Below are 17,289 nucleotides of genomic sequence, written 5' to 3' on the forward strand. Positions count from 1 at the left end.
GTCGGAATTCACTTTGCCAAAATATTCATGCCTATTGGCCTGAAATGATTATTTTTTAATGCTTGAGGCAGGCTTCATGTCAGATTTGGACTTTTATCGGCGCAAGCTTCACCGGGCGATGAACAATGAAGAGATTTTCCCGTACTATCAACCTATTATTAATGTTGATTCTGGCGTTGTTGATGGTCTCGAGGTTTTAGCGCGCTGGAAAGGGACTAATGGTATTATTTATTCACCGGCGTTTTTTTTCTCACATTTAGAGAGGTTGGGGCTGGAGAGGGAATTAGCCGAGTTCCTGATGCAATGTGTTGAGCGTGATATGAAAGATTTGGGTGCTTTACTCCCTCACGGAGTTTATCTGGCGATGAATTTTAGTGTCGCCACCGTGCAAACGCCCGGATTCATTAATACGTATTTATCGTTTGTGTCTAAATTTCCGACGGGAAGGTACGCGTTTGTTGTTGAATTGACCGAAACACAGGCCTTAAACAAGGCCGCAAGGTCTGCCCTGCAAACGCTACAGCTTACTAATGTCAAAATTTTTCTTGATGATTTTGGAACTGGTCATTCTAACCTTAATTATTTACTGCTGCTTGATATCGACGGGCTGAAATTAGATAAATGCTTTACTGAAAACTATCTTTCGGTTAAAGGCGACAAGGTGATAGACGGGATCCTGACGCTTGCGCGTTCATTGAACGTCGCGGTGGTAGTCGAAGGCGTAGAAGTAAAAAGCCAAAGCGAATACTTTCATAGCAGAGGCGTTTTTCACCAGCAGGGTTTTTTATACGCCAAACCAATGAGTTATAACAATCTTAAAGTATATCTGGAATCTTCTTATATTAAAAAGACACAGTGAAATTGTGTCTTTATTTAGATGCCATGTACAGGTACTATAAAAAATATAGTCGATGGCTAATGTCGTTCGGGTAATCGTCTTAAAATTAACTGGAATGCTTGGTGATGAGGTAGATGAAATATATAATTAATGGCACAGTACAATTTCTTGTCGCTGAGCGAAAATTAACCGGCGATGATGGTGTCGAAGTTGTCCTGTCTAATCCAGCATGTCGGCTATTAATCGTATTTCTTGAGCATAACCATCTGCAGGTAAGTCGGGAAATCCTGCTGGAAAAAGTGTGGGAAGACTTTGGCCTGGTTTCTTCTGAAAGCAGCTTGAATAATAGCATCAGTAGCCTAAGACGTGGATTACGAGATGTGGGAGTAGACAATACGATTGAAACCGTACCGAAAAAAGGCTTCGAGTTTCATGTCGATGAGTTGATTCTGGAGAATATAACAGCAGATTTTCTGGTCAATAACCTGGAAAGCGAGCCTGTTGTCGGGAGCAGCGTAAAGACTAAACCAAAGGGCTTACTGATAAATCACGGTCAGATCATTTTTTCAGCACTCTTTGTTTTATTTATACTTTTCTCCATTGTGTTCTTTTATAAAGAAAAAAATCAGGAGTATAAACTTTTTGGCCACGTCGGGAAATGTAATATTTACTTTTTTAATGGTATTAAAAGCAATGTGAAAAAGTATTTTTCAAGTGCCAGAGGAAAAGAATTATTGTCCCAGTGTAACCAGCCTGCCGTTGTTTATTATGATGAGACCAGCAGAGGCAAAAAAAGTGGGGTGCCGGAAAGTATTGCGTCTATATGCGGTATCGGAGTAGATGGGAAAATAAATGCGTGTAAAAACTATGTCGATATTATTCATAATTAGTAGTGTTGTTATTCTGACGGTTGTTTTCGTCATTATGCGTAATGAGTCGACGGTTGAAGAGTTAAACTGCTCAGGAAATGTGGATATTTTAATGAGCTCATCAGGTGTTCAGACGTTAGATGGCGATATTCAAATAACGGCTCATCTTGTTCCCGTAGACGGGCGCAGGAGCTATGTTGCTGAATATGGGAAGGTTATTTATGGCGGGAAGAGCTACATTATTGACCGTAATGTCAGACTCTTATTTACGGAAACCAAGAGTAATGGGTTCTCCGAAGTGCATAGAGAGGGGGTTGATAAAAATCAATCCGATACCCTTCCGGATCATATTGCGCAGGCGCTGTTATCGTCTCAATCGATCTTCTTTTACCGGCTGGATAAAATTCAAAGTGGGATCTGGCGGTTGAGCGATTTGAGGCGCACCATTTTTATTTGCAAAGTCATATCATGATATTACCTTTGCCCCGGAGGGGTGAGCGGCCTGCCGCGAATAATCGAACGGAGTTCGATGGAGAGTCCGCTTCGCAGAAAGCAAAAAACCAGCCCTTAGGCTGGTTTCTGTCGCATTGCTTTGCGCATCTTTCAAACTTACATTTGATATGTTGAAGCAACGATTTTTGAGATAATAAAAAAATGAATTATTTCTAATTTATAGATTTTATTAGTATTTTTGCTACAATTTTGAGATGTTGTTATTCACCAGTTGAGATAACTAAACATCATGGCTCAATTTAATCACTTTGAACTCTCGCTTCTGAACCCCAGCTTTGACTCCCCTTTAGTCGACGCGCTGACGGAACTGGAGTTACTCCGACACCTGCGTCTGGAAACTGACGTTCATCCTATCCTGTTTGCACAGTTGAAGGCTGTTTTCCACATGCTGGAGAGTCTTGGTTCCGCAAGGATTGAGGGAAACCACACTACGCTTGCCGACTATGTTGAAAGCAAGGTTGAAGGAACGCAGAGTTCGACAGACCAGCTCAAAGAAATCAACAATATTGAAGCCGCGATGGAGTTCATCGACGAATACCTCAACGATGGCGATGATATAACAGAATATTTTATTCGCGAGTTACATGGTCTGGCGGTTGCCGGACTGCAACAGGAAGGCGACAGAACGCCCGGCGCATATCGACAGAATAGCGTTAGCATTGCTCAATCTGATCATTTACCGCCCGACCATATCCACGTTCCTGATTATATGGCGGAGCTGACAGCCTTCATTAACCGTGCCGATAAGCCAAAGTACGATCTGATGAAGATTGCCCTGGTGCATCACCGCTTTGGCTGGATACATCCCTTTGGTAACGGTAATGGCAGAACGGTCAGATTGCTGACCTATGCGTTGCTTATCAAGTATGGCTTTAATGTACAGACTGGTGGGCGGGTTCTCAATCCGACTGCGGTATTCTGTAACGATCGAGAACGCTATTACGCCATGCTTTCGTTAGCCGATAAGGGAACAGAGCAGGGGCTGGAAGAATGGTGCTTATATGTACTTTCGGGGATTTCCTCTGAGCTGAAGAAAGTCGATCAACTGACAAGCCATGCTTTTCTGAGTGAAAAGATCTTGTATCCGGCTATCGATTTTTCGTCGGAGAGAGGACTGATAAACCCGCTGGAATCAAAGGTACTGAAACGCGCAGTCGAATTAGGGACGATAAAAGCGGGCGATCTACGTGCTGTTTTGCCAGACCTGAAGCCAACGCAGGTGACTTATCAGCTTGGTAAGCTGATTGAACGGGGACTGCTCCAGCCAGTAGAAGAGGGGGCTCGTAGCTATACGGCGAAGTTTTCTAACTCGTATCTGATTCGTGGGGTGATTAAGGTATTGCGGGAAGAGGGATTTATTCCTCACTTGTAATGATGCCTTTCGCAGAAAGCAAAAAACCAGCCCTTAGGCTGGTTTCTCTAAATAGTGGTGCCCGGACTCGGAATCATATTTACAATTAACAAAATGATTTTTATTGTTTTTGTTGATATTTCTCAGCAAGCAGAGCCCCCACAAAAGCCCCTGTAAAAGATCGCTCTGATTTTGCGATGGTAATCACGAAACAAAACGGGATTAGGTGGGGATGTGCCCAGAACCATATATAACGCCAGAATTGATTGGTTTAAATTTTTACCAAAAATTCACTTACGAATGGACAGATTGTACTGACTCCCAACTGTAGGGCAGGATCGTCTACTAGGGTGGGTCAGTCCAATTTAGCCAGTCTGCGATGATGCCCATTGGCTCAATTGGCCAGACGGGCCGGATGTGTACCACGGTCCCGAAATAGCGCTGTATGGTTTCAATGTTATGCACTGTCATTTGGGAAACAAAATTCTGCGCCGCAGGCTTGAAAAGGGAAAGAACCATGTCACGGGCAGCGGATTTTTGATTCTTTTTGACTTCATGAAATACTCATCGCTGAAGCGCTTAAGGGACCATTCATGCTCCACCATGGCCCCGGCGCAGTACATCAGGTGCGCCTCCATGATAGTCACATCATGGACGAAAGACATCCTTTAAACTGGTACAGGCTGCTCTTCATCAAGCAGGAAAAATAAATCCTTCAGCTCCTGATTTGCGTGCAGGAAACGCTGATGAGCATTGTTTAGGGAAGCCACAAACAGCCCGTGTTCATGATTCCACTGAGCCTGGTCTGCAAGCGCCTCCTGCTCCCATTCTTCAGAACCAGGGACAACATTCGGGTAATTTTCCTTAGGCCATTTATCAAAACGATTAGCTTCAGTATCCAACATCGAGTCTTTCATGCTTGCCATAAACCAAGTTCCACTCTGTATGGCTCTATAAACGGGAAATCCCGCCCTGCCGTTTATCTCTGGACATTTTCAGAATCTGTCCTTCATTCGCTGCTGCACCGACAACAAGGTGAGCTCTTCCAGCCCGTCCGGGACGATCCGCTCCGGATTGGTGTAGATGGCGTTCGCATCCCCAGTCATCCACCAGGAGCCGGAGGCCCGGACACGTTCGGCCACCATCAGCCCGTCCCAGGTGACTATCAGCCAGGTGTTCACGCTCCCCTTATCCGAGAGGTAGCCAGAGCCGCTGATGGCCTAGGGGGTCAGCACCCGCCAGGCCGCTTCAAGTGAAACCGGAACGCGCTCGCTATCGGGGGATCTGAATACATAGGTAACAGTAACTTATAGTTATTATTTGTGGGAATCCCTGATGATAATTGTTCTTATATTACCTTTACATAATAATTACTTGGGTGATAACAAGCTAGCATGTTGTCACCATGGTAAATTACTAGGTGCGCATTTCGCAGTGATCCGGCTTTTCCGTTATTCCGCAGTTTCTGGAAGTGTAGCATTGTGAGGAAATAATCATCCCCCTGTTTTCCGCCCCGGCTGGCCGGGTCACGGGTAGAGGGAAAACACAACTTGTAGAAGAAGAACCGTTGACAGCGTGGCACATATTGTGGTTTCAGGCTGTAACCGAACGAGAGGCGTGAAGAAGATCCGGAACTTGGGGTTTTCGGATCTTCAGATATACAGAATCACATTATGGACAGAAATGCGCTAATTAACCAAAATTGATAACAAAAAAGCATTATTGATGTTTTGGCAAGAGTATATTTAATTTATTGCGATGTGGGGCATAATCTGTTTTCCCTCTGGCCTGCATGGCTCCCGTAAGCCGTTACCTGCCCGGAATGAAAACCCTCGGGAAAGAATGCAGTTTCAGAAAGGTGTCAGGCGTGCCCTTCTCCGTTCTGCGAACCGGCGTACGGGCAGAGACATAACTGCGAAATGTATGGGTCGTGCTGACGCTGCAGTCTTTATGATTTTCATGTCTGGGAATACGGGAAGTCGTCAGCCCTGATATCTTGTTACGCGATCCAGCATAAATGACGTCACAGGAGAGGGAAAAATAGATGCAGCTCAGGAAAGCCATCGTCAGTTTGCTCATATTAGTCCTTTGACCACCAGTATTATCACTTAGCTATCGCAGGATTTACGGCTATAAATGAAAAAATGTCACTATTTTTTCATGCAGTACATGACTGGCATATCTCCGGAATAGATGATAAGGGCATTATTGATGGGATATAAGCTGTAAAAAGTACTCTTCTTTTCGTGAAGGATGGCATCATTTACAAACGTATCCAGTGAATTGATTCGGGTGTTATTTAGCGGAACAACAGTGACATGTTCTGAAAAAAACTGATAAGCAGACCCTTCCCGTTTAACTTTGAAATTATTACGAAGCTTAAAATAACTGGCTTTTTTATCCGGGTAGGAGATTTTACCGTCCATGATCCATATGCCATCGCTACCGTTAAGCGTCAGGCTGTTCCTTGATGAAAATGAGGTGTCATTATGGATGGCGGTATATTCGCCCGCGCAGGAAAAGTGCGTCATCCGGTACTGCTTATATAAATAAAAAGAAACGGTGGAGACAACTATAGTCAGCATGGCATAAGAAATAAAAAAAATCCATTTTCTAGTGCTCATTTTTACCTCGAAGATTCAATACACGACAGGCGTCTGGGGACGAATTTATTTCTTTATTGCATGATATCACCGAGACATTGGAAGAGTATGAATAGGTAGTAATGTAATTAAAAGGATTTTTATTACATGTAAGTAACGCCGGGTCAATCTGTGAAAGCTGGAAATTACTGCTGTAAGGAGAAAGAAAAAAGGAGCATTCCGTGATATCGGGGGAGGTTTGTTTTTTATAATTCCCGAAGGAAACAGTTTTGAAAAGAAATGAATCAGATGTTAAATGTAAAATGAGAAATGTGGTAAATGTTAAACCAACAATAGCACAAATCAGCATAAAGAAATGGAATTGTTTTACATCAGTGGTTCGGTCATCACCCGAACCTAGATCCGTTCCGGCTTCAGGTGAGGACGAATCACTCGCAGCTTTTATTCCTGACGTACGCTGTTCTGGTGAGACTGTGACTTCAGGGTTGATCCGAAAACCCCGTCTTGTTTCAGTCAGAATGTAGTTTACGCCGCTCTCGTCCAGTTCCCTGAAAGCCCGACGCAATACCGAGATGCTCTGATAAAGCGTATTTGGTGAAGGGATAAATCCACTTCCTGCCCAGCCGTATTCATATAATTCATTCTGAAAAACGAGATCCATCCGGGTAAGGAGGAGTTCAAGACAGCGGGACGCTGGACCGGTCAGTTGTATGGATCTGGTTTCATTTTTACCATCAGACAACAGATTTCTTTCAGGCCAGAAGATTAATATCCCATTTAGAATATATGTTTTTTGAAACATAAAAGTAACACCTCATGATATGTAATTTTACATCACAGATATCATTTCTTTACATGCATTTCTGAAATTATCTTATCTCTCTTATATAAGATTATATAAGAATTTTTAAAAATTTCCAAAAAACAACATAACCAACTGAATTATATAGATATTTTAAACTTAAATTCATTTTGTAGCTAACAATTTAATAACATATATTTGTTGTGCTTAACTATTAGCTTTTCATGTGAAAAAGGTAAAAAAAAAAGGGCCTTGACCTTATACTGCTCACCAGTGGACAGATACAGAGTTAAAAATATTCCTGATTTCTTCCGTATTACCGGGTAACAGGAAAGCTCCTATACACAGCGACCTGAGCCATCATGGGAAGATTAATAAAGAAGGAAAAAATTTTTTCTCAGGATAAAAAACCACAGTAATTCATCTTCTGAGAGATTTATGGTCGCATTTACGTCTTATTGATCTATCTTGGGTGTTATATAAAATCCACACCACTGATGAGGTTAGATTCCAGGAGGATAACTTTGAATGTTGAAAAAAAGAGAAAAGTTTCAGCAAGCCCTTTATGGATATTGCCTCGGAGATAACCTGGAATTCCGGATTGCACCGGCGTTATTGGTGAATACTTTAACGGGTATAAGTATGCGCCTGAGACCCACTATGGCGCGATTATTACAGTACATCCTAAACCATTCCAATGACAGAATGATTGAGGATAAAAAAATAATGAAGGAGGTTTTCGAAGACTTCGGGCTCAAGTGTAATAAACAACGCCTCTGGCAGGCAATAAATGCTCTGAAAAATACCCTGTTCAAATCGGGATGCAGGAGTGTTGCCATACACAGAGTTAATAACTGTGGTTTTTTGATTTGTAACGTTCAGGTGAGCGTGCTTATCTCATATCCGATAAATAATCTGGGTATGACTTTACCCCTGGTTCAAAACTGAAAGAAAGGGAATTCAGAAGCTAATCCATCTGTTACCGAAGTAATTTATTTTGTGCAACTTTATGAATGGCAATTAAATTTTTGCAGTATATACATCCTTTAAACTTCAGCCGACATTACGCTGTAAAAGACAGTGTTTTGTCAAAATTCAGAAATATTCAGTGCATAAGGAAACGTTTATGAAAAAGTCAGTTATCAGTGCTTCAGTTTGTGCAGTATTTGCCATTGCAGCGTTTAGTGCCCACGCAGCGTCAACCGGAACCATCACGTTCAACGGAGAACTGACCGACACCACCTGTCAGGTGGATATCAATGGTCAGGGATCTGATGCCACTGTTGTTCTGCCGACAGTTGGTGTTAATCAACTGACCGCCAGCGGTGACACCACAGGACGCACTTCCTTTAATATGAATATCTCTGATTGTGTCATCGGAACTGAAGGTGGCCATTCCAAAGTTTCCGCATTCTTCCAGCCTGGGAATACCGTTGATCTGAGCACAGGCCGGCTGAAAAACACGGGCGGCAGCGCGACAAACGTCGATTTGCGTCTGCTTGACGCATCGAATAACTATGCCCCGATTAATGTGGGTAATACCGATCAGGTCAATGATACGGCTTATGTGGATATCAATGCAGACGGCACTGCAAATGTGCCTTATGCGGTTGAATACTACGCTAATGCGCAGACCACTCCAGGTACCGTTATCAGCAGTGTCGTTTATAACCTGCAGTATAAGTAACAGCTAATCACGGGGGAGATCCTCCCCCTTTTAATCGGGAGCATGCTATGAAACCATCTTTAATCCGGAAAATAGCCTGCAGCTGCTTTATTATGGCTGTTACGGCAATATTACCGACTCATGCCAGTGTGATTGTTAATGGTACTCGTGTCATTTATGACAGCAAGGAAAGAGACGTTTCGGTAAGATTAACCAATACCGGAACACAACCTGTGCTGGTGCAGAGCTGGATCGATGATGGTCAACAAAATGCTAAACCTGATCATCTATCAACACCATTTACATTAACACCACCGATAAACAGAATTAATGCAGGAAAAAGCCAGACTCTCCGGATTAGTTATACCGGGATAACTGCGCTGCCACAAAATAAAGAATCCGTTTACTGGTTAAATGTACTGGAAATCCCGGCAGCACAGAAAAATGAGAAAGACAGCAAGCTTCAGGTTGCATTTCGTACGCGTATTAAACTCTTTTACCGGCCCGATATCCTTTCCGACAGAGGCAGGGTCACCGAGGCTGCTGAAAAGGTGCAATGGTCTGTGGCCGGAGACAAACTGACGGCTATCAATACTTCACCTTACTTTATCTCTCTTGTTTCCGTGACCTTGAGCAATAACGGTCGGAAGGGGTCTCTCGAAGGTGAGATGGTTCCCCCATTGGGAAAATATGACTTCAGATTACCCGGATCCTTACGACCGGGTACCGGAACCACATTAATTTATGAATATGTGAATGACTGGGGTGCGGTTAAAAAAGTTGAATACATCTTATAGTGCCCTATTAAAAACCGCGAAATAATTATCAGGAACATAAATTCATGCGCCATCAGACAGGATATTCATTGATTGCCCTCGCAGTCATGGCTGCCATTTTGTGCCCGCAACAGGTTTTAGCAGCGTCAGCAATGAATGAAAACAAGACTACCGATGATATTACGTTTGATCCTAACTTCCTGAACATTTCAGGAAACGAGACTATCGATTTGTCCCGTTTTGAGAAGGGTGATGCCGCCCTGCCGGGTACATGGATAACGGATGTTTTTGTAAATGGACAATCGGTTGCGCAGGATAAAATAATATTTATAGAAAGAAAGGACAAGACTGTTCAGCCCTGTGTTACACGCGATCTGATTAAAAATTTTAATTTAAATTTCAGTCAGCTTCCACAATCCTTTACCGATGCCATCAGAGAAAGTCATGAATGTTATTTCCTCAGTGACCTGTTACCAGATATTAAGATGGCTTACGATTCATCCAGTCAGCGTCTTGACCTTGAAATACCACAGGCCCTGATACGTACCACTGCTCGCGGATATGTCAGTCCGGCGCTATGGGATAAAGGTATTCCTGCAGCCACACTTGGCTATAATGCCAGTACTTACACCACCCGTTCACGAGGTGAAGATTTTACGTCTTCTTATATCGGCGTTAATGGCGGGATTAATATTGACGGCTGGTATTTCAGACACGACGGAAATTATAGCTGGCAACAGGGTAGTGGCAGTCACTATCAGTCGTTAAATAATTACGTACAGCGTGATATTTCCTCCATCCTGGGGCGGGCGCTTCTCGGTGATACCTCAACCGGTGGACAGCTATTCGATACCCTACCTTTCAGAGGGGTCGAACTGGTGAGCGATGACCGGATGCTGCCGCAATCCCGTCGTGGCTACGCACCTGAAATCCGTGGCATTGCACGTACGAATGCGCGCGTCACCGTACGCCAGAATTCTCGTGTCATCTATGAAACCACCGTGCCGCCGGGCGCATTTGTCATTGATGATTTATACCCTACAGGCTACGGCGGCAATCTTGATGTCAGCGTCACTGAAGCCGACGGAAGTATGCAGACATTTGAAGTGCCCTATGCCTCTGTCACACAGCTTTTGCGACCCGGGACTCACAGATATGATGTCGTGGCGGGAAGGCTGAATGATCCGAATTTATCCTTTAATCCCACGCTGTATCAGGCTACCTACCAGCGCGGACTTACCAATACAGTGACAGGCTACGGCGGTATTCAGGGAAGCGGGGCGGATTACTATGCAGTCCAGCTGGGTATGGCACTCAGCACGAGTCTGGGAGCTTTCTCCGCAGATGTCACTCAGGCCAGGGTTCATCTGAAAACAACCGAAGAAATGGCTAATAGTGGTCAGAGCTATAAAGTGAGTTTCAGCAAGTACTTACCGGAAACTGACAGTAACCTCACTGTAGCAGCATACCGGTTCTCAACGTCAGGGTATTACGATTATCAGACTGCCATGCGGGCAATAAATGAAGAAAAACGCGGCGGGCTGGCGTCAGGTGTCTGGCGCCCTAAAAACCGCCTGAATCTTACCATGAACCAAGGACTGGGTTCTGGATGGGGACAACTGTATTTAACCGGTTACACCCAGGATTACTGGGACAATAGCCAGTCCGATATGCAATATCAGCTGGGATACAGCAACAACATCGGACGGCTTAACTATAACGTTAGTGCCGGCAGGGTCAGGGATTACGCAGGTAAAATGGAAAACAATTTTTTGCTGAACCTGTCGGTTCCACTGGGGGGCTATGAGCAAAAGCACGTACCTATGCTGACTGCGAGTCTTAATAAAAACAGTAATGGCAGAATGGGTGAGCAGGTCGGTGTTTCTGGCGCATACGGCGAGGACAACCAGTACAATTACGGGTTAACAGCCGCTAATTACAATCAGAATACCGGCAGCAGCATGACTGCAAGCGGCGGATGGAGAACGCCGTACACACATCTCACCGCCAGCTATGGTGCCGGCAGGCATTATCAGAGTACAAGTCTTGCGGCCAGCGGGACAGTTATTGCCTGGCAGAATGGTGTTGTTGCCACACCTTATACTGGAGATACTTTTGCGGTGGTTGAGGCGAAAAATGCTCAGGGGGCCAAAGTCGGTGGTTATCCGGGACTGAAGATTGATCGCTTAGGTCATGCTGCAGTTCCTTATCTTACCCCTTATGAAATAAATGAAATCAGCCTTGATCCGAAGGGCCTTCCTCAGGAAATTGAACTCAGCAATACGTCTGAAAAGGTTGCTCCACACTGGAGGGCTGTGAGTAAAATTACGTTTGAAACCCGGAAAGGCATCCCTCTCCTTATCAGTGCGAGAAACCCGGCGGGAGAGACTTTGCCATTTGGCGCCGACGTTTTCGATGATAATGGAGTGAATGTCGGTAATGTCGGCCAGTCGGGACAAATATATGCCCTGACCGGGAAAGAGTCCGGAATATTGACGGTCAAATGGGGAGCGGACACAACGCAGCAATGTAACATCTCTTACAATACAGAATCATTAAAAGAACCCGGCTTTAAGAGGCTGAATGCTATATGTCAGTAAAATACCTGTAGTTGCAGTCGCATGAGGCCTTACAAAAAGAAAAGAATTGATGTTGCGTTCCTGAATAACGTAACCATCATTAATTAATCCGGGTTGTGAAAATTATGTTTACTCCAGAAAATGACAGCAGAATGCAGTTTGACATTTTCACGATGGATTTTTGTCTGCAGAGTGCGCTGCAGCATCTTTTCATCAGATGCCATGAGTTGGATGCGCTTCATAATATGAAGAATGTAAGAATTTTTTGTAAGAGAGGTAAAGGAGATCTCAGAATCGCGCTTATTGATGTAAGGTGTCTGTATCTGAAAAATGAAATGTGGCTGAGCATAATGAGAGCTATAAAGAACTCAGATTTTTTTATATTTATGTCAAGTTCGGAAGTAACACTTGGAAATATTTTACATTTATCACTCAAACAACCGGTCAGCAACATTAAAAGAGATCTGATAAATATGCTCGAAAAAAGGTTATGTAACAGGACGCGTAATCATTACGATTTGATGTCACCACTCAATATATCTGAGAGAGATCTTTTCGTGCAGATGGCCGGTAATGTGGATATTCTTCAGGTCCAAAAAATGACTGGGATAAAAAATAAAAAAATTTACCAGGTACGTGCAGGGATAATGAGGAAGTTCAACATCAACAATAAGAAAGAATTCAATCTTATACTGAGGTTGTATGATTTTCTTGAATATGTGAACTGCAGGGGTAGCTCCATATGTTGATGTTTATTATCCGTTAATATAAGGTGCCTGGAATGTGAAAATATTAAGAGATACATATACAATCATGTCTGGTAGCGCTGACTCACGTTAACCCTCGAAGACATTATTTTTATTACACGTAACAATGCCGTTTTTTCCGGCATATAGGGAGTTATATATGAACTGGTCCGGTAATGGTCGTGGTAAATTTTCAGGAAAGCATTTCTGGTTGTGTGCTTTTGTCTGCTCATGTATGTTGATGGCGTCAAAGGCGTACGCTGTAACCTGTGGTTTTTCTCAAAAATTTAATGATAACGTCACTGTACCCGTTGTGGGGCCTGGGCTGGCGACAGCCGGCGAAGATGTTCCGGTTGGTAAAGTGCTCTATCAGCAAACCTATCTGCTCAGTAAAGATACAACATATTCATGTACCGTGAGTCCTGAAGAATATGGACAAACATTTTTAATGAACGTATTCAGCCGGATGGATGTTATTTCCACCCCGTCAGGGGCTCCAACCAGAGCGGGCGAGACGGATACGTTTCCCACGAACGTTCCCGGTATTGGAGCAGTTATTACCATTAACGGTTCCATTCCTTTTAATGCAAAGTATCCTAATACCTGGGAGAGAAATTCAAATATTTCAATAGGTACCAGTACTCAGGATATGGGTATAATTAGCCTCGTAGAAATAAAATTTGTCAAAACAGGCCCTATTCCTTCCGGTACACAACAGATAACCGGTGCTGCTTTACCAACTTTCCAGATTTCTGCCGGTTCAACGTCCCCCGTTCCCGAGGAAAACATATTCGTGACCTTAAATTTTACCGGCACAACGACGATGCACACGAAAACCTGTCAGCTCGCAACGCCGGATATTGACGTTAACCTTGGAAAGCATCAGTTAACTAATTTTAACGGGCCGGGTGCGGTTACGGCCTGGAAAGACTTTGATATTGTGTTAAAAGACTGTCCGCCGTTTCACGGTTATGGTAACTACATCTTTGACAGTAGTCAGAATATGACTATTGGTGCGAGTACTGATAATGCTGTCACCATTGGATTCAGAAGCGTCTACGGCGTAAATGATTCAAACCCTGCGCTGGCTAAACTGGAATCCGGTCCAAACGCTGCCACGGGCGTGGGTATAGAATTATCTGAAAGAAATGCTACAGCTAGAATTCCGCTTGATGGGACTGGTGGTTTTAATGTGCTGAATCTTCCAAAAGAAGATAACTCTACAGTCACTATTCCGCTGAAGGCACGCTATGTTCAGACTGACACAAATGTTCAGGCAGGACAGGCTAATGGGGCTGTTGTTTTCACAATCACATACCAGTAAGTGTGGGAAATTAATGCTCTGAGAAGGCTTATGTGGATGTTATGTTTTTTAAACTCATTATGCTCCCGGCTGACTTGATTGATAAGGTGTCAATAAAATGCATAGACGTATATCCATTTATCCTGTTCTTGTATTTCTTATAATGTTCCTGTCCGGGACGCCAGCTTTTGCCGGTGTTGTTATCACAGGAACCCGGATCGTTTATCCCGGGAATGAGAAAGAGGTGACTGTAAAAGTTGATAATGATGGCGAGCAACCCGTGCTCGTTCAAATATGGAGCGATCGGGGTAATGCTGATGCCACTCCGGATAAAGCCAGCGCACCTTTTCTGGTCACACCGCCTGTAAAGCGGATTAACGGGGGGAAAGGCCAGATGTTCCGTCTTATCTATACGGGAGAAAATTTACCTGTTAATAAAGAGTCGCTGTTCTGGCTCAATGTGCTTGAAATTCCGGCAGAGAAAAAGGGGAGTACTGACAAGCTCAAAATGGCCTTCCGTTCCCGCCTTAAGATTTTCTTTCGGCCGGCAGGTTTACAGGGTAGCGCTGAACAGGCGTTTAAAACGCTGACCTGGAAAAAGGTCAAAGGTGGCATTGAGGGCGACAATCCGACACCGTATTTTGTTTCTGTTGCCAGCATTGCCGAAGACAAAGACGGGAGAAGTATCCTTAATCATGGAGGGATGATAGCGCCGGGCAGCAAGGCTTTTTTTCCGATGAAAAATTCGCTGAATACCATTTATCCCTCTTTTATAAACGATTTTGGTGGGCTGGTTACGCTACCCCAGCCGGTAGTATACTGAGCGGAATTTCTTTCCGTGCGATGGATCCATAAAGATTTTCGGGCTCATGCCGGCTGCGGCAGAATTTTGAACAACATAACGGAACCATCATGACAAGGCAGGAATGGCTTTTGCGTCGCAGACGCTGACGCTCAGGTGTCCGCTTGTACTGGAAAAAATGTACCGCCTGGCAATTGACGCGTCGTAGAACTGTTCAGTTACAGGCAGAGCCGTGAAAGCGACGTTTGAAGAAACTTACCTGAACTGTTTTTCTGGTGTGCAGATCCATTAAGCCAATGAGCTGCAGGGCATAGCTGATATTGAGACCCGTCACATTGGTATTGAGGGCCTTCATCATGCCTGCGCTCGTATAAATGACGTTGCCCTTCAGGCTTCCCTGATAGCCTTTTGACGTGACTACTGCCAGTTGTTCCTGATTGCGGAGAGCTTTCCTGCCCGCGAGTAGGTCTGACTCAACGGCACGCAGGTAAAGCGGGGAGGACGCCACCACAAACCGATCGTCAGGCCTTGCCTGAATCAGCGTCTTCAGAGAAGTACACCGTCGTTCCGAAGGTGGACGCGTTGTCAGTCGTTCCCAGTGAGGGGCCTGGAAAACGGAAAATATCCTACGCTAAGCCTCCAAGCATGACAGGCGGCTTTTTGCCAGAAGAGGACTCTGTTCTATTCGTACCATGCGAATTCATTACGAGAGAGGGTTAAATTTTCCCATTAACACTGTGTAGACCCAAGTTAACCAATTTCATCTGGAGCCGCAAAGTGATTTTAAACCACTTCTTAGCGGCATCGGCAGTATGATTTAGGCAAAAAACTATTTAAAATAGTCAGTTACGCTCGGGGTACTTGCTCCGTTTATGCTGATAAAGCAATTCATCGGATTTCAGAATGGCAACTTCCAGTGTGTCTCCTGGCAGCAGCTGATATGCCCCCCAGGAAAATGCCACCAGTTTATCCGGGTCAATTGCGAGTAATTGTTCCTGCGCACGGGCAATGACTTCACGAGATTTATCCAGAGAATAATCGATAAGAACCAGACAAAACTCATCGCCCCCAAGCCGGATACCATAATCACTTTTACGAATAGCATTGCCCAGCGCCATCCCAAGTAACTGTATCACTTTATCGCCCATATGGTGACCGAGAGAGTCATTGATTCTTTTGAGTCCGTCACTGTCAATGGCGATGACCGTGACGGGGATAACTCTGTCAACGAGTGAGCCGATTTTATGTTTCAGCTCCGGTGTAATAACTTTTCTGTTATATAGCCCGGTCATCGCGTCCGTCACGTTATCCCTGGAAAGTAAGGTTTGTCTGATTAACTGTTTATGGGCATACCGGCATAATGTCCAGGTTCCAAGGAGATAAAGCAGCAGCAGCCATAAATTCGCAATAATGATGTAGTTAGCATCCAGTTTTACATGTAGGGTGTAATACTGGGTGAGCGAGTCTTCATAACTGATCAATGCATAAGATTTGATATATGGTTTATGGAAAAAAATATTGCTGCCGGTTACATTGTCGGTGACATATAAAGAAAGAAATTGCCACAGCAACGGGCGGTTGACTGTTTTAAACGAAACCACCAGATCGTGAATGTTGATGTCTGTAATCATAATACCTTTTACTTTGTCGCCCAGAAATACAGGGCTAAGCATGCTGATAATATTATTTCGGGTATAGCCATCCTGATAAATATGAGACAGTGTGGTTTCCCCTCTCAGCAGGTCTTTCAGAGCATTATCATCAATCGAAATCGTGTGCGCGCTGCGAGCAATATTGATGCTACCATTATTGCCCTCGAGCCAGTTATTGAAGGTATAGTCGTGAGTATTAACTAGCTGATTAATATAAATATAGTTGTAATCAAGGTCGATGTAGTATCTGATATTCCTGAACGTATAACCAGTATAATTTGAAAAGCTGTACTTCGACTGAGCGATGCGATCGGCGTTGTGAATTATCGGTAGCGCGCCAATGTCTCCCCCCCACTCATTACACGATCTATTGCGTGTTTGCAGGGTGCCGTCGAGATTAATATCTTCTTTCTTCAACAGATTGAATCCGTAAATATCACCTACGTTTTCAAGATGTTGACATATTGCGGCCCGTTCGGTGCCGGTAGAGGACGCATCGGCTATTCGGCGATAGAATTCCCGCGAAAGCCGGGTGGCAATATTCTGGTTAAAAGACTCTTCATGGAAAAGCGCCGACTTCCCATTTTCAGCGACGTACCCCATATAGTTCTTCAAATCGTGCGCCTCGCGAACAGCCAGCATGGCAAACAGAGAGGTTGTGCAAACCACGATCAGGAGAATCGCACTGAAATATTTTTTTCTGGACAAGATGGCTAATTCCCTGTTGTACCACCTGAAAATAATAGCAAATATAGCACCAAACAATGGCATCTTAGCGGATGATGCCTC

14 protein-coding genes and 1 pseudogene are annotated in these 17,289 nt (G+C 44.2%); 9 read left to right on the forward strand and 6 right to left on the reverse strand.

All coding sequences use genetic code 11. The annotated features are described in order from the left end of the window. Nucleotides 1–76: 76 nt before the first annotated feature. The 4 genes from ACMYSK_RS23100 to ACMYSK_RS23115 all read left to right on the forward strand — a co-directional run bounded on the left by ACMYSK_RS23100 (nt 77) and on the right by ACMYSK_RS23115 (nt 3,592). Entirely contained in the window at nt 77–859 is a 783-nt protein-coding gene (locus ACMYSK_RS23100; protein ID WP_434638730.1) for an EAL domain-containing protein, read from the forward strand. Between the two features lie 113 nt (nt 860–972). Beyond that, entirely contained in the window at nt 973–1,728 is a 756-nt protein-coding gene (locus ACMYSK_RS23105; RefSeq protein WP_434638732.1) for a winged helix-turn-helix domain-containing protein, read from the forward strand. Continuing rightward, the gene (locus ACMYSK_RS23110; protein ID WP_434638733.1) at nt 1,691–2,179 is read left to right on the forward strand and encodes a hypothetical protein; all 489 of its coding nucleotides are present in this window, start codon (nt 1,691–1,693) and stop codon (nt 2,177–2,179) included. The genes ACMYSK_RS23105 and ACMYSK_RS23110 overlap by 38 nt, the downstream gene beginning before the upstream one ends. Nucleotides 2,180–2,449: 270 nt before the next feature. Next, entirely contained in the window at nt 2,450–3,592 is a 1,143-nt protein-coding gene (locus ACMYSK_RS23115) for a Fic family protein (RefSeq protein WP_434638735.1), read from the forward strand. Between the two features lie 342 nt (nt 3,593–3,934). On the opposite strand, the pseudogene ACMYSK_RS23120 reads toward ACMYSK_RS23115, so the two are convergent. From ACMYSK_RS23120 to ACMYSK_RS23135, 4 genes and pseudogenes are all read right to left on the reverse strand, one after another. Then, nucleotides 3,935–4,497: pseudogene (locus tag ACMYSK_RS23120) on the reverse strand (hypothetical protein); the annotation flags it as partial. A 69-nt stretch (nt 4,498–4,566) separates the two neighbouring features. Continuing rightward, on the reverse strand, nt 4,567–4,752 hold the full coding sequence (locus tag ACMYSK_RS23125; protein WP_434638736.1) for a hypothetical protein: 186 nt from the start codon (nt 4,750–4,752) through the stop codon (nt 4,567–4,569). A 969-nt stretch (nt 4,753–5,721) separates the two neighbouring features. Beyond that, nucleotides 5,722–6,195: a hypothetical protein gene (locus ACMYSK_RS23130; protein ID WP_434638738.1), complete on the reverse strand. Its 474-nt coding sequence runs from the start codon at nt 6,193–6,195 to the stop codon at nt 5,722–5,724. Continuing rightward, entirely contained in the window at nt 6,185–6,976 is a 792-nt protein-coding gene (locus tag ACMYSK_RS23135; protein WP_434638739.1) for a winged helix-turn-helix domain-containing protein, read from the reverse strand. Before ACMYSK_RS23135 ends, ACMYSK_RS23130 begins: the two co-directional genes overlap by 11 nt. A 1,126-nt stretch (nt 6,977–8,102) precedes the next feature. Between ACMYSK_RS23135 and ACMYSK_RS23140 the strand changes: the two genes are divergently transcribed. The 5 genes from ACMYSK_RS23140 (at nt 8,103) to ACMYSK_RS23160 (ending at nt 14,869) form a co-directional block, all read left to right on the forward strand. Then, nucleotides 8,103–8,663 carry a fimbrial protein gene (locus ACMYSK_RS23140; protein WP_434638741.1) on the forward strand — a complete coding sequence of 187 codons (561 nt, stop codon included), beginning with the start codon at nt 8,103–8,105 and terminating at the stop codon, nt 8,661–8,663. A gap of 47 nt (nt 8,664–8,710) precedes the next feature. Next, nucleotides 8,711–9,439: a fimbrial biogenesis chaperone gene (locus tag ACMYSK_RS23145; RefSeq protein ID WP_434638742.1), complete on the forward strand. Its 729-nt coding sequence runs from the start codon at nt 8,711–8,713 to the stop codon at nt 9,437–9,439. A gap of 44 nt (nt 9,440–9,483) precedes the next feature. Further along, the gene (locus ACMYSK_RS23150; RefSeq protein ID WP_434638743.1) at nt 9,484–12,018 is read left to right on the forward strand and encodes a fimbria/pilus outer membrane usher protein; all 2,535 of its coding nucleotides are present in this window, start codon (nt 9,484–9,486) and stop codon (nt 12,016–12,018) included. 885 nt (nt 12,019–12,903) lie between these two features. After that, nucleotides 12,904–14,067 (forward strand): fimbrial protein, encoded by a 1,164-nt coding sequence (locus tag ACMYSK_RS23155; protein ID WP_434638744.1) that lies wholly within the window; start codon nt 12,904–12,906, stop codon nt 14,065–14,067. Nucleotides 14,068–14,164: 97 nt separating this feature from the next. Beyond that, nucleotides 14,165–14,869, forward strand: coding sequence for a fimbrial biogenesis chaperone (locus ACMYSK_RS23160; RefSeq protein WP_434638745.1), 705 nt, complete (start codon nt 14,165–14,167; stop codon nt 14,867–14,869). Between the two features lie 193 nt (nt 14,870–15,062). Here ACMYSK_RS23160 and ACMYSK_RS23165 read toward each other — a convergent pair whose 3' ends face one another. Next, on the reverse strand, nt 15,063–15,359 hold the full coding sequence (locus ACMYSK_RS23165) for a hypothetical protein (protein WP_434638746.1): 297 nt from the start codon (nt 15,357–15,359) through the stop codon (nt 15,063–15,065). Nucleotides 15,360–15,690: 331 nt separating this feature from the next. Further along, entirely contained in the window at nt 15,691–17,208 is a 1,518-nt protein-coding gene (gene dgcJ, locus ACMYSK_RS23170) for a diguanylate cyclase DgcJ (protein WP_434638747.1), read from the reverse strand. Between the last annotated feature and the right edge of the window lie 81 nt (nt 17,209–17,289).

This window comes from Klebsiella sp. I138 (assembly GCF_051131765.1).
Lineage (GTDB): Bacteria > Pseudomonadota > Gammaproteobacteria > Enterobacterales > Enterobacteriaceae > Klebsiella.